This is a genomic window from Paeniglutamicibacter cryotolerans, from assembly GCF_014190875.1.
In the GTDB taxonomy this organism is placed as follows: Bacteria; Actinomycetota; Actinomycetes; order Actinomycetales; family Micrococcaceae; genus Paeniglutamicibacter; species Paeniglutamicibacter cryotolerans.
In genome coordinates this window covers 2,683,491-2,694,941 of the sequence record NZ_JACHVS010000001.1, presented here as the reverse complement: position 1 = coordinate 2,694,941, position 11,451 = coordinate 2,683,491, and the positions used below count along the sequence as shown (strand labels likewise).

At 64.9% G+C, this 11,451-nt stretch carries 14 protein-coding genes and 1 riboswitch; of the genes, 11 read left to right on the top strand and 3 right to left on the bottom strand.

Going from position 1 to position 11,451, the window contains the following annotated elements; translation table 11 throughout:
- Positions 1-23: 23 nt before the first annotated feature.
- A complete protein-coding gene (locus E9229_RS12400) occupies positions 24-626 on the top strand; it encodes a GDSL-type esterase/lipase family protein (protein ID WP_183511615.1) in 603 nt (200 codons plus the stop codon).
- Between the two features lie 109 nt (positions 627-735).
- Entirely contained in the window at positions 736-810 is a 75-nt protein-coding gene (locus E9229_RS20090) for a 50S ribosomal protein bL37 (RefSeq protein ID WP_372342882.1), read from the top strand.
- 136 nt (positions 811-946) lie between these two features.
- Here the strand turns inward: E9229_RS20090 and E9229_RS12395 are convergent, their stop codons facing one another.
- From E9229_RS12395 to E9229_RS12385, 3 genes are all read right to left on the bottom strand, one after another.
- Entirely contained in the window at positions 947-1,747 is an 801-nt protein-coding gene (locus tag E9229_RS12395) for an HNH endonuclease (RefSeq protein ID WP_183511614.1), read from the bottom strand.
- A gap of 782 nt (positions 1,748-2,529) precedes the next feature.
- Positions 2,530-2,796, bottom strand: coding sequence for a mycothiol system anti-sigma-R factor (gene rsrA / locus E9229_RS12390; protein WP_183511612.1), 267 nt, complete (start codon positions 2,794-2,796; stop codon positions 2,530-2,532).
- Positions 2,796-3,446: a sigma-70 family RNA polymerase sigma factor gene (locus tag E9229_RS12385; RefSeq protein ID WP_183511611.1), complete on the bottom strand. Its 651-nt coding sequence runs from the start codon at positions 3,444-3,446 to the stop codon at positions 2,796-2,798. The genes rsrA and E9229_RS12385 overlap by 1 nt, the downstream gene beginning before the upstream one ends.
- 257 nt (positions 3,447-3,703) lie before the next feature.
- On the opposite strand from E9229_RS12385, the gene E9229_RS12380 reads away from it, so the two are divergent.
- From E9229_RS12380 to E9229_RS12340, 9 genes are all read left to right on the top strand, one after another.
- On the top strand, positions 3,704-4,204 hold the full coding sequence (locus tag E9229_RS12380) for a DoxX family protein (protein WP_183511610.1): 501 nt from the start codon (positions 3,704-3,706) through the stop codon (positions 4,202-4,204).
- On the top strand, positions 4,204-5,535 hold the full coding sequence (aroA, locus tag E9229_RS12375) for a 3-phosphoshikimate 1-carboxyvinyltransferase (protein ID WP_183511609.1): 1,332 nt from the start codon (positions 4,204-4,206) through the stop codon (positions 5,533-5,535). The genes E9229_RS12380 and aroA overlap by 1 nt, the downstream gene beginning before the upstream one ends.
- A 4-nt stretch (positions 5,536-5,539) precedes the next feature.
- Positions 5,540-6,643, top strand: a complete 1,104-nt coding sequence (gene rsgA / locus E9229_RS12370) for a ribosome small subunit-dependent GTPase A (protein ID WP_183511608.1) — start codon at positions 5,540-5,542, stop codon at positions 6,641-6,643.
- Between the two features lie 63 nt (positions 6,644-6,706).
- A complete protein-coding gene (gene hisN / locus E9229_RS12365) occupies positions 6,707-7,504 on the top strand; it encodes a histidinol-phosphatase (protein ID WP_183511607.1) in 798 nt (265 codons plus the stop codon).
- 91 nt (positions 7,505-7,595) lie between these two features.
- Positions 7,596-8,528: a metal ABC transporter solute-binding protein, Zn/Mn family gene (locus tag E9229_RS12360; protein ID WP_221184450.1), complete on the top strand. Its 933-nt coding sequence runs from the start codon at positions 7,596-7,598 to the stop codon at positions 8,526-8,528.
- Positions 8,518-9,264 carry a metal ABC transporter ATP-binding protein gene (locus tag E9229_RS12355; RefSeq protein WP_183511606.1) on the top strand — a complete coding sequence of 249 codons (747 nt, stop codon included), beginning with the start codon at positions 8,518-8,520 and terminating at the stop codon, positions 9,262-9,264. The genes E9229_RS12360 and E9229_RS12355 overlap by 11 nt, the downstream gene beginning before the upstream one ends.
- A gap of 2 nt (positions 9,265-9,266) precedes the next feature.
- Entirely contained in the window at positions 9,267-10,169 is a 903-nt protein-coding gene (locus tag E9229_RS12350; RefSeq protein ID WP_183511605.1) for a metal ABC transporter permease, read from the top strand.
- Positions 10,166-10,798 (top strand): metal-dependent transcriptional regulator, encoded by a 633-nt coding sequence (locus E9229_RS12345; RefSeq protein ID WP_183511604.1) that lies wholly within the window; start codon positions 10,166-10,168, stop codon positions 10,796-10,798. The genes E9229_RS12350 and E9229_RS12345 overlap by 4 nt, the downstream gene beginning before the upstream one ends.
- Positions 10,799-10,868: 70 nt before the next feature.
- Positions 10,869-10,945, top strand: a riboswitch (Fluoride riboswitch).
- A gap of 273 nt (positions 10,946-11,218) precedes the next feature.
- Positions 11,219-11,434, top strand: a complete 216-nt coding sequence (locus tag E9229_RS12340) for a hypothetical protein (protein ID WP_183511603.1) — start codon at positions 11,219-11,221, stop codon at positions 11,432-11,434.
- Positions 11,435-11,451: the final 17 nt, after the last annotated feature.

Genomic DNA, 11,451 nt, shown 5'->3' with positions numbered 1-11,451 from the left:
TAGAACCCCTAGAAAGGTCATTTGTGGAACACCGCACCATCCGCCTTACCGCCATTGGCGACGAACTACTCGCCGGCCATGGCGACCCGCGGGCTCTTGGCTGGTACGGCCGTGTTTTGGCCCGGACAACCAGCGACGAGACCCGCTTCGAGAGTTATTCGTTGGCCGCTCCGGGAGAAGGTTCCGAGGCTCTTGCCTCGCGGTGGTTCGATGAGGCATCCCGGCGTTTCGGAGATAACTGCGAAAACCGTCTCGTTGTCGCATTGTCGGACCGCGACCTTGACCTAGGGCTTTCCACCGCTCGCAGCAGGCTGAACCTGGCAAACATCCTCGATTCCGCTTCTCAGATGAGCATCAAGGCCATCGTTGTTGGCCCCGCTCCCGGATTGGACGATGAGCGCAACCGCCGCCTGGGTGAGCTCTCCACCGTTTTCGCGGATGTCGCCACACGCAGGCACCACCACTACGTCGATACGTTCACTCCCCTGCTTAATCATGCCCAATGGCGAACTGACCTCGCAGCCAACGGCGGCTTGCCGGGCCAGGCCGGATACGGGCTCATGGCTTGGCTTGTTCTGCACCGCGGCTGGTATTCCTGGTTGGGCCTGCCCGAACCACGTCCCTGATGACGGGCCGCTCACGACACGACGCCACACGACTGACGTGTTAGGAATCACATGTGCTCCTGTGCGAGACTGGATCCGACCTAAAAGGCATCCATGAAAAGGAGCAACCATGAGCAAGCGATCACGCAAGCGCAAGGACCGCAAGCGCGGCGGAGCCAACCACGGTAAGCGCCCCAACACCTAAGCATCCCCATGCACATCATGCCGGCCCCGGTTCCAGATGGAACCGGGGCCGGCATTCGCATGCCCCATTATGATCAGCTCGAACGCCGGCTCAAAGTTCCGCAAGGAACCAAGGAGCGGCCTCGGTAGTATTTGGGTTACATTCCGGCGCCCGGCGGTGGTGGCGCTGTGGAGCGGTATGTCATCCCGGTCGGAGTGGTTATCTCCACCGCATGTCGTTCCCCGGGCACCGCGGTCGCGGACCAGTCGGGGATCTCCTTGTCCAGGTTGCAGCCCTTGCAACAACCCCTCCCGTTTTTCGCTGTAGTCAGTCCACCCAGGACCCAGCCGAACACGTGGTCGATGTCCTGGATCCGGGCGTCGCAGCCCGGTGTGCGGCAGTACCGGTCGCGGATCTTGATGAAGCGGGTCAAACCGGCCGGGAAGAGCCGGCGTGTGGAGTCCATGCCGATCAGTTCCCCGGAGCCGGGTGCGGTGTAGAGACATCGGATCCAGCGCTCGGCCCCCGGGTCCCCGGTGCTGGTATCCGGTCCGTGGATCAGGGCCCTGGCCCAGTCCGCCGGAACCGTGCCGTAGCCGGTGAGGTGCGCCGGTTCGCGGCTTCCGCGGAAGAGGGTGCGTTCGCTCATGACCAGCGTGATTTCCACCCGCGGGACGGTGGTTCGAGTTCCGGTGAGCAGGGAGCAGCATTCGTCGGTGCGTAACTGGGTGCGGGTGCGGCCTTGGGCGGCCCCGGTGGTGGTGAGGGAATCGGCGAGGTCATCCAGAACCTGGTTGATCAGCAGGCCCGCCTCCACCGGGATCATTCCGGTGAGCTTCATCATCGCGTTGGCCGCCGGGTAGATGGCCAGGTAGCGCTTGGAGCGGGCGCCCTCTGCCTTTTCGAGCATGTCCCGGGGGTCCAGTTCCTGGGCCAGGACCCGGACCCGGTTGCCCAAGGCCTTGGCTCCCTCGCCGCGTGAACAGATCGGGCTGTTCGTTCAGTCGCTCGTCAACTTCCGCGCGGGCGACAGGGTAAGTTTGCGCACGTGGTGGGCGATGGCCATGGCCTGACCCTCGGTGATACGTCCGCGGCTGAAGCGGTACATGGTGGCTGGCAGGTCATCGGTGAGGATGCGTGAGCAGGTGAGGTGTCTACGTCCCTCGGCCGGCGCCTCGTGGCGAGCCAGGGCGATTTCGGTGCCGACGCCGCGGCCCTGGACCTTTTTCTTGATCCCGGCTTGTGCGTGGCGGGTGCGGCGGCGGTGTCCAGGGCGGTGGCTGTGCGGGCTTCGAGGGCTGCCAGGGCTGCCTTGGCCTGTTCGGTTTTGGTGATCAGCTCGATGAGTTCGCGTTCGGCGCCTCCTTGGGTCAGGGTGGCCAAGGCGGCGGTGAATGCGGTGAGGCGGGCGCGCCCGGGGCTCCGAGGTGTGGTTCCGGGGTCCGCCTCGGAGCGGTACGTCCGGTTCGATTCCTGGGTTTTTCCCGTATCGAGCATGGAACTAGCATGCGATGACATACCGGCATTTTGAAGGACTCCCAAACGCCTCTGTGCATGTCAATGATTCACTGAAAGATCAGTTCAGGCATGGCTTGTCGGGTTATTCACAGGGGCACGAGGGCGGGTGGACGCGGTGGTTAGGGTGTGCATGTTCGAATAAAAGGAAGATCGTCCCACTTGAAGAGTTCGGCCCCAGATTCTCATGAACCCGGGGCCGGACTTCAACGACTGCGGTGACCGCTACGCGTGACCGATTTCCACTCGAATCTCACTGATCCGCGAGATGATCTTGGACTTCAAGGCAGCTGGCGCGATTTCTTGGCAGCTACGCTTCACCACAGTACGGATAATGCACTCCAAATCGTATTCCTCGGTGCATTCCGAACAGTGCTCAAGGTGTTCCCTGACGTCCTTCAAGTCCTGAACCGTCAAGGCACCATCCAGATACTCATAGAGCCGTACGATGCGCTTGTCGTCGCAGTCGCCCAGCGATTGGCAGTCACCCATTATTTCTTCTCCTGACCGGGCGCTTCTGCCCGTTCACTCTTGGCATTTCCAACGCCGCGGTCTGCCGCGTAGTCGGAGAGGAGTTCACGCAATTGCTTACGACCGCGGTGCAGCCGGGACATCACCGTTCCGATGGGAATACCCAGGATCTCGGCCACTTCCTTATAAGCGAATCCTTCGACATCGACAAAGTACACAGCCAGGCGGAACTCCTCGGGGATGGCCTGCAATGCGTTCTTTACGTCGGAATCGGGCAGATGATCCAAGGCCTCGGCCTCGGCCGAGCGCAGCCCCATCGGGGAATGCTCGGCAGCCTGCGCCATCTGCCAGTCCTCCACCTGATCGGTGTTCGTGCGTAAAGGTTCGCGCTGCCGCTTCCGGTAGAGGTTGATGTAGGTGTTCGTCAGGATCCTGTACAGCCACGCCTTCAGGTTCGTGCCGGGCTTGTACTGGTGGAAAGCGGAATAGGCCTTCGTATAGGCCTCCTGCACCAAGTCCTCGGCATCGGCCGGATTGCGCGCCATGCGCATGGCGGCCGAATACAACTGGTCAACGTATTGCAACGCATCACGCTCGAAGCGCTCGCGACGCTGATCATCGGTCTCGTCGGCAACCGGAACGATCTCGGTGCTCTCTTTGCTCTCGGTCATTACGGCCCAGTCTACGCCGGACAGATTGCTCGGAATCATCGATTTCCACGCCGTTAATATGGTCATAGCCCATGTCCCTCCTGCCCTGCCCGATGCCACGGCTCCCCGGACTACTTCCGCAGGCCCAATTGCCACGGCTGATTGTGTCAACGCCCCGGGCTGGCGATGTATTCCGCGTCGAACCGGGCACCGGCAGGGATTTCTGCGAGACTAGGATGAGTTGTCTCGACCAGTCTGAATTCTTCTTGGAGGTTCGCATGTCCCTAATCCGGTTGATTGCACGTCCGCTTCTCGCATCAAGCTTCGTTTATGCCGGCCTCGAGCGCCTGCGTAAACCCCTGGAAACCTCACGCAGCCTCGAACCGAACCTGCGTCGCGTCAGCTCGCTAGTGCCGCAGGCGAGCACCGCAGCCGAGCACCCCGTGCTGATGGCCCGCATCATCGGCGGAGTGCAGGTCGGGGCCGGAATACTGCTGGCCCTTGGCAAAGCCCCCCGAACCGCTGCGCTACTCCTGGTGGGAACCTCCGCAGTGACCGCGGTCTCCGATTCAGCGGCCCAGACCGGATTCAAGGACCGCAGCTCATCGCTGCTAAAGAACCTTTCGCTGGTCGGCGCCGTACTTCTTGCCGCAGCCGATACGGCCGGGAAACCGTCCCTGGCCTGGCGCACACAGCACCTGGGCAAGGACGCCGGCCGCCAATTGCGCAAAAGCGCCGACGAAGCAGTTAAGACAGCGCAAAAGGTGATCAAGAAATAATGCCCCACAGCACTACCGTCCTTCCCCTGTGGGATGCACCGCATCCCACAGGACCGGTGGACGCCACCGTAGTGGTACCCGCTTCCAAATCCCTGACCAACCGCTACCTGTTGCTCGCGGCCATGGCCGACGGGCCGTGCCGGGTGCGTAATGCGCTGGTTTCCCGCGACGCCGACCTGATGGTCGAGGCGTTGCGGGCACTGGGGGCCCGGATTGAATCGGTCATCGGGGAACACGGGGTGGACCTGCTGGTCGAACCCATCGATCAGTCCAGGGACCTGGGCGAGGTGGCCATCGACTGCGGCCTGGCCGGAACGGTCATGCGCTTCGTGCCGCCGCTGGCCGCGTTGGCGAACGGGATCGTTTCATTCGATGGCGACCTACACGCACGGTTGCGCCCGATGCGCCCGGTCATCGATGCGCTCAAAGACCTTGGCGTGGCATTGCACGAGTCCGGAGAACCGGGGCAGCTGCCGTTTACGCTCACCGGCACCGGTGCCCTTGCCGGCGGCCGCATCGAGCTGGATTCCACCGAATCCTCGCAGTTCATCAGCGCCTTACTGCTCATTGGCGCACGCACACTCAGCGGACTGGAAATCATCAGCACCGGGGACAAGGTCCCGAGCCCGGATCACATCAGGATGACCGTTGCGACGTTGCGCGAACTTGGTGTTCGGGTCGACGACGGTACCGAGGGACGCTGGTTCGTCTCCCCGGGCCCGATCCGCGCCTTCGATCTGGCCATGGAGCCCGACCTGTCCAACGCCGGCCCGTTCCTTGCAGCGGCTCTGGCCACCGGCGGAACGATCCGCATTCCGCATTGGCCGCGCGAGACCACACAGGTCGGCGACGCCTGGCGCGGCATCCTCGCGCGCATGGGCGCCGACGTGGAGCTGGGTGAAGACTCGGTGCTGCGGGTGACCGGCGGCGCCCAGATCCGCGGCATCGAGCAGGATGAATCGTCCGAGCTGGCCCCGACGCTTGCCGCGTTGTGCGCGCTGGCCACGGGAGAGTCGCGGCTCACCGGCATTGCGCACCTCCGGGGGCACGAGACCGACCGGCTTGCCGCTCTGGCGGCTGAGCTCAACGCCCTCGGCGGGGATGTCGAGGAGACGGCGGACGGGCTGATCATCCGCCCGCGGCCGTTGAAGGCCGGAACCTTCCATTCCTACGCCGACCACCGCATGGCCACGGCAGGTGCCATCGTCGGCTTGGCGGTGCCCGGCATCGCCGTGGAGGACATAGCAACAACAGCAAAGACCATGCCGGAATTCGCCCGGCTCTGGGAAGAACTTGCCGCCACCGGCGGAACCAAAAAGGCACGAGGCTAGCACGATGGCACGGAACGCACGCGACTGGGACGAATCCGATGTCCGGGTTCGGCCGAACAAGAAGGGCACCCGCCCGCGCACCAAGGACCGGCCTGCCTACGAGGACGCCCTGACCGGGCGCATCATCACCGTGGACCGCGGCCGCTATACGGCCATCCTCGACGAGGACACCCCCGAGGAGCGGATCGTCATTGCCGCCCGTGCCCGCGAGCTGCGCCGCTCCCCCGTGGTCCCCGGCGACTTCGTTTCGCTGGTTGGCGATACCTCCGGGGAGCCGGACACCCTCGCCCGGCTGGTGCGCATCCAGGACCGCAGTACGCTGCTGCGCCGCAGTGCGGACGATACCGATCCGGTGGAGCGCGTGGTGGTGGCGAATGTCGACCAGTTGGTGATCGTCGTCGCGGCGGCGAACCCCGAGCCGCGCACTGGGTTCATCGACCGCGCCATCGTCGCTGCCTTCGACGCGGGCATCCGTCCGCTGCTGTGCGTGACGAAGGCCGATGTCAAGGATCCGACCGAGCTGCTGGACAACTACCGGCACCTGGACATGGACATCGTCATTTCCCGCACCACCGCCCAGGACGCCACTGGCATCGACGCGCGCAGCGCCGACGGGCTCTCGGCCCGCTTGGCCGGCACCCCGGTGGAGGAACTGCGCGAGATGCTCGCGTCCAAGGTCTCGGTGGTCATCGGGCACTCGGGAGTCGGCAAGTCCACGCTGGTCAACGCACTCACCGGCGCCGAGCGTGCCACCGGAAACGTCAACGCCGTCACCGGCCGCGGCCGCCACACCTCCTCCTCTGCACTCGCGTTGCGCGTCGACGACGCTCCCGATGGCACGTGGATCATCGACACACCGGGGATCCGCTCTTTCGGGCTCGCCCTGGTGGAACCCGACAACATCCTGCAGGCCTTCCCGGATCTGGCCCCGGGCGCGCTGGACTGTCCGCGCGGCTGCACGCACAAGGCCACCGAGCCCGGATGCGCACTGGACACCTGGGTGGCCGCCGGTTCGGCCGGTTCCGCCGGCGACGCCCGGCTGACCTCTTTCCGCCGCCTGCTCGGACACGAGGAAACCGGTGAGGCCAAGGAACTCGGGGTGTTCTGAACCGGTGTCGACCCGGCTCAATGAACGGGCGGAGCGGTGCCCCGCTGGGATAGGTTTAATCCCATGAGCAACGACGCAATGACCTATAACGACGATCTGCGACTGGCCCACGTCATCGCCGATTCGGTCGATGACCTGACGATGTCCCGGTTCAAGGCCGTGGACCTGCAGGTCGACACCAAGCCGGACCTGAGCCCGGTCACCGACGCGGACCGTGCCGCCGAACGGTCGATCCGCTCGCATCTCTCCCGCGCCCGGCCCCGCGACGCCGTATTCGGCGAGGAGTTCGGCAGCACCGGGCATGGCACCCGGCGCTGGGTGATCGACCCGATCGACGGCACCAAGAACTTCGTCCGCGGCGTGCCGGTCTGGGCGACGCTGATCGCGCTGATCGACGACGGCGAGCCGGTGGTAGGGCTCGTTTCCGCACCGGCTCTAGGAAAGCGCTGGTGGGCCGCCAAGGACATGGGCGCGTACACCGGCAAGTCGATGGCCGCGGCGACCCGGCTGCGCGTCTCCGGAGTCTCCGAGCTGGCCGACGCCTCGGTATCCTATTCCAGCCTCGGAGGCTGGAAGGAACGCGGGCAACTCGATGACATGCTCGAGCTGCACGAGAAGGTCTGGCGCACGCGCGCCTACGGCGACTTCTGGTCGTATTGCCTTCTCGCCGAAGGCGCGGTGGATATCGCCGCCGAACCCGAACTGAACCTCTACGACATGGCGGCGCTGGTCCCGATCGTACGCGAGGCCGGCGGGCGTTTCACCTCGGTCGAGGGCATTGAGGGCTGCGACGGCGGCAATGCGCTGGCCAGCAACTCACTGCTGCACGACGCGGTGCTTCAGATCTTCAACGGCGGCTGATCCGCGCAACCGTCCACGGCAAATGCCGGTCCCGGATTCTTTTCCGGGACCGGCATTTGCGTTTTGGCACCCCGTGCAGCACTATTTAGCCATGCCTAAATTCTTGGGCGGTCAACGACGACGCCCGCTGAAGCCCGCGCTGCTCGCCGCCTGCGCCGCCATGGCGCTGGCCAGCTGCGCCTCCCCCGGCCCCATGGCAGCGAGCGGGGAGAAGCCCGTGGTACTGACCACCTTCAGCGTGCTGGCCGATCTGGTCCGCGAGGTCGGCGGGGAGAAGGTCGAGGTCGTCTCGATCACCAAACCCGGCACGGAGATCCACGGCTACGAGCCCACCCCCTCGGACCTGGTTCGGGTTCACGAGGCCGACCTGGTGCTGGACAACGGCTTGGGGCTCGAGCGCTGGTTCGAACCGTTCGTCAGGGGCCTGGATGCCCCGCATGCGGTGCTCTCGGCCGGCATCGAACCAGCCGACATCGGCTCCGGCACCTACACCGGCAGGCCCAACCCGCACGCATGGATGTCTCCCGTCGCCTCCCAGCAATACGTGCTCAACGCCCGCGATGCCCTCAGCGCACTGCTGCCCCGGGAAGCCGACTACTTCGCCGGCCGCGCCGCGGCCACCAACGCCAAGCTGCAACTCATGCTCGACGACGCCCGCGCGGCCCTGGCCACGGTGCCCGAACCGACATTGGCCACCTGCGAGGGGGCTTTCTCCTACCTGGCCCGTGACCTGGGCCTGAAAGAAAGCTTCCTGTGGCCGGTGAACTCCGACTCGGAAGGGACACCCCGGCAGATCCGCACCCAGATCGACTTCGTCACCCGGCTTCGACCAGCGGCGCTGTTCTGCGAATCCACGATCAACCCCGGAGCGCAGCAACGCGTCGCAGAGGCCACCGGGGTACCGCTGCGTGGCCCACTCTACGTCGACTCGCTTTCGGGGCCCGACGGGCCGGTCCCGACATTCCTGGAGCTGATCGATTACGACCTCAACCTCATCCTGGAAGGCCAGCGCCATGCGGACTGACCGCGCAAACGATGCCATCACCATCACCGGGCTCACCGTGCGCTACGGCGGGAACACCGCGCTGGAGCGAATCGACTATGAGCTGGCCGGCGGTGAACTCTGCGGACTGATCGGAGTCAACGGCAGCGGCAAATCGACGCTGTTCAAGTCGATCATGGGCCTCCAGGCGCCCAGCAGCGGCAGCGTGCGGCTCTTCGGCCACTCCCCCGCAGCAGCCCGCAAGCTCGGACTTCTGGGCTACGTGCCACAGGCCGAGGCCGTGGACTGGACCTTCCCGGTGAGCGTGCGCGAGGTGGTGATGATGGGCCGCTACGGCTATATGGGCCGCACCCGCCGCCCGGGCCACGCGGACAAGGCAGCCGTGGCCGAGGCGCTCGAACGCGTTGACCTCACAGCCCTGGCCCACCGTCAGATCGGCGAGCTCTCCGGCGGGCAGAAGAAGCGCGCGTTCGTCGCCCGCGGCATCGCCCAGGGCGCGAAGCTGATGCTGCTCGACGAGCCCTTCGCCGGGGTGGATATCGGCTCCGAACAACTGATCACCGACCAGTTGCGGGAACTGAACCGGACCGGCACCACCATCCTGATCTCCACCCACGACCTGGCCCAGGTCCCGCGGCTGTGCAGCAGCGCACTGCTGCTGCACCGTCGGGTGTTGGCCTCCGGCGCCCCAGCCGCGGTCCTCACCGACGCCAACCTGGCCCTCACCTTCGGCCATGCGCCGAGCGAAACGCGGTAGCCGTGAACCCGATCGATTTCCTGACCGAGCCCTTCGGCTACGGCTTCATGACCAACGCCCTGCTGGTCACGCTCGCCGCTGCGTTGGTCTGCTCGGTGCTCTCCTGTTGGCTGGTGCTCATGGGATGGTCGCTGATGGGTGACGCGATCTCCCATGCGGTACTGCCGGGCGTGGCGCTGTCCTACCTGGCCGGACTGCCCTTTACCGTCGGCGCACTGGTCTTCGGGCTCGGCGCCGTCTACCTGATCGGCTCGCTGCGCTCCACCACCTCGCTGAAACCCGACACAGTGACCGGGATCGTGTTTACCACGCTCTTCGCGCTCGGTCTGGCCATCGTCGCCAAGACCCCATCACAGGTCGATCTGGGCCATATCCTCTTCGGCAACGTGCTCGGTGCCGGCGGCCCGGAACTGATCCAGGTGCTGGTGCTCGGCGCCATCACGTTGGGCACCGTGCTCTATCTGCGCAAGGACCTCACTCTGCTGGCCTTCGACCCGGTCCATGCACACGCCATCGGGCTCAACGCACGGGCCTTGAACGCGATCCTGCTAGGGCTCCTGGCCCTCACCGTCGTGGCGAGCCTGCAGGCCATGGGCATCATCCTGGTCGTGGCGATGCTGATTACCCCCGGTGCGACGGCATTCCTACTGACTCGCTCCTTCAACAAGATGCTGCTGATCTCAGCCGGGCTCGGCTGCGGCGCGGCAGTCATCGGCATCTACGCCAGCTACCACCTTGACCTGTCCACCGGAGCCTCGGTGGTGCTGACCCAGGCCGGATTCTTCCTGCTCGCCTATCTGTTCGCCCCACGCGAGGGTAGAGTCGCGGCAGTGATACGTCGGCGCAGGCAGGCCGCAGCAGACACAGCGGCAGCAGTTCGGACAACAATGGGGGTGAGCTCATGAGTCCCGATCGACTGAGCAGCAGCGAGGAGGACTACCTCAAGACCGTGTACGGGCTCACAGAATGGGAAGACACTCCGGTGACCACTGGCGCGTTGGCGGTGAAATTAGAGCTCGCCCCCGCCTCGGTCACTATGATGGTGCGCAAGCTCGTGGGCAAGGGCCTCCTGGTGCACCCGCCCTACGGCGCAGTGACGCTCACCGCCCTCGGGCTCGATGCGGCTCTATCGGTTGTCCGCCGACACCGGCTGGTGGAGACGTTCTTGGTCAACGAGCTCGGCTACGGCTGGGATGAGGTCCACGACGAGGCGGAGCGGATCGAACACGCGGTCTCCGAGCAATTCGTGCGCAGGCTCGAGGAGCGCCTAGGGTTCCCCACCGCCGACCCGCATGGGGATCCGATCCCCGCAGCCGACGGCTCCATGGAACACCGAACAGCGATCAGGCTCGACCGCGCAGCAGCAGGCCTCGTGATGGTGGTGCGGATCAACGATGCCGCCCCCCAAGCACTTCGCCAATGCCTTGCCGCAGGCATCGCTCCGGGCAGCACCATAGATACAACTGCCCCGGGCCTAGACCCGGAAATCCGCCAGGCCCTATGGGTGGTCGGAACCGAGCCAATACGACCCTGATGAGCCTGGTTGGTGGTCTTTGCTGATAGTTCCGCCATCATCGATCGTGCCAGCTGCCAGAGACTGTACTGTCAATAGAGGTGATGGATCCCACCGGAGCCGCTCGTGGCCCGAACCGCCTTTTCGGCTAATGGTTCCTGCCTTTACTTGATGGGAGGTATGTTTGTCATTCTAAGATCCACGCCACCGGTTCAATCGATAATGAAGTTCCCGATCCTTTCAACGGCCGATGCAGAACATATCCGCGCAGTTTCCCCACGGCTCGCCGCTCGTATTCCCCCAACCAGTGCACCGGCCGCCTAGAAACTGCACCACGAACCTGCCAGCCTGCGGAGAGCCGCGGATTCACGTTCACGCTGGTATACCGCTCACCCGTTTCTTCAACGCCTCCATCGCCAACCAAGCAATCAGGAGCAGACGATGAGCGAACTTAGTCTCTTCCCTGTCAGCGCCTGGCCGATCCTTGATTCCCGTGGATTTCCGACCCTTCAGGTCAAGCTCCACTCCATCGGCGGGCTCGTGTTCGACCGCTCGGTCCCCGAGGGAGGCTCCACCGGTGTCCCGGAAGCCAAGAATCTGTGTGACGACGGACCTGCATGGCCGGGGCAGGGGGTGCAGAGACATTGGCTGGGGTAGCGGACGGGATCGGAACC

What these genes read in the sequence shown, in the direction of transcription:
- rsrA (WP_183511612.1), bottom strand. Translation starts at nt 2,796, where the DNA reads ATGGGTGACTGCCAATCGCTGGGCGACTGCGACGACAAGCGCATCGTA.
- E9229_RS12385 (WP_183511611.1), bottom strand. Translation starts at nt 3,446, where the DNA reads ATGACCGAGAGCAAAGAGAGCACCGAGATCGTTCCGGTTGCCGACGAG.
- E9229_RS12380 (WP_183511610.1), top strand. Translation starts at nt 3,704, where the DNA reads ATGTCCCTAATCCGGTTGATTGCACGTCCGCTTCTCGCATCAAGCTTC.
- aroA (WP_183511609.1), top strand. Translation starts at nt 4,204, where the DNA reads ATGCCCCACAGCACTACCGTCCTTCCCCTGTGGGATGCACCGCATCCC.
- rsgA (WP_183511608.1), top strand. Translation starts at nt 5,540, where the DNA reads ATGGCACGGAACGCACGCGACTGGGACGAATCCGATGTCCGGGTTCGG.
- hisN (WP_183511607.1), top strand. Translation starts at nt 6,707, where the DNA reads ATGAGCAACGACGCAATGACCTATAACGACGATCTGCGACTGGCCCAC.
- E9229_RS12360 (WP_221184450.1), top strand. Translation starts at nt 7,596, where the DNA reads ATGCCTAAATTCTTGGGCGGTCAACGACGACGCCCGCTGAAGCCCGCG.
- E9229_RS12355 (WP_183511606.1), top strand. Translation starts at nt 8,518, where the DNA reads ATGCGGACTGACCGCGCAAACGATGCCATCACCATCACCGGGCTCACC.
- E9229_RS12345 (WP_183511604.1), top strand. Translation starts at nt 10,166, where the DNA reads ATGAGTCCCGATCGACTGAGCAGCAGCGAGGAGGACTACCTCAAGACC.
- E9229_RS12340 (WP_183511603.1), top strand. Translation starts at nt 11,219, where the DNA reads ATGAGCGAACTTAGTCTCTTCCCTGTCAGCGCCTGGCCGATCCTTGAT.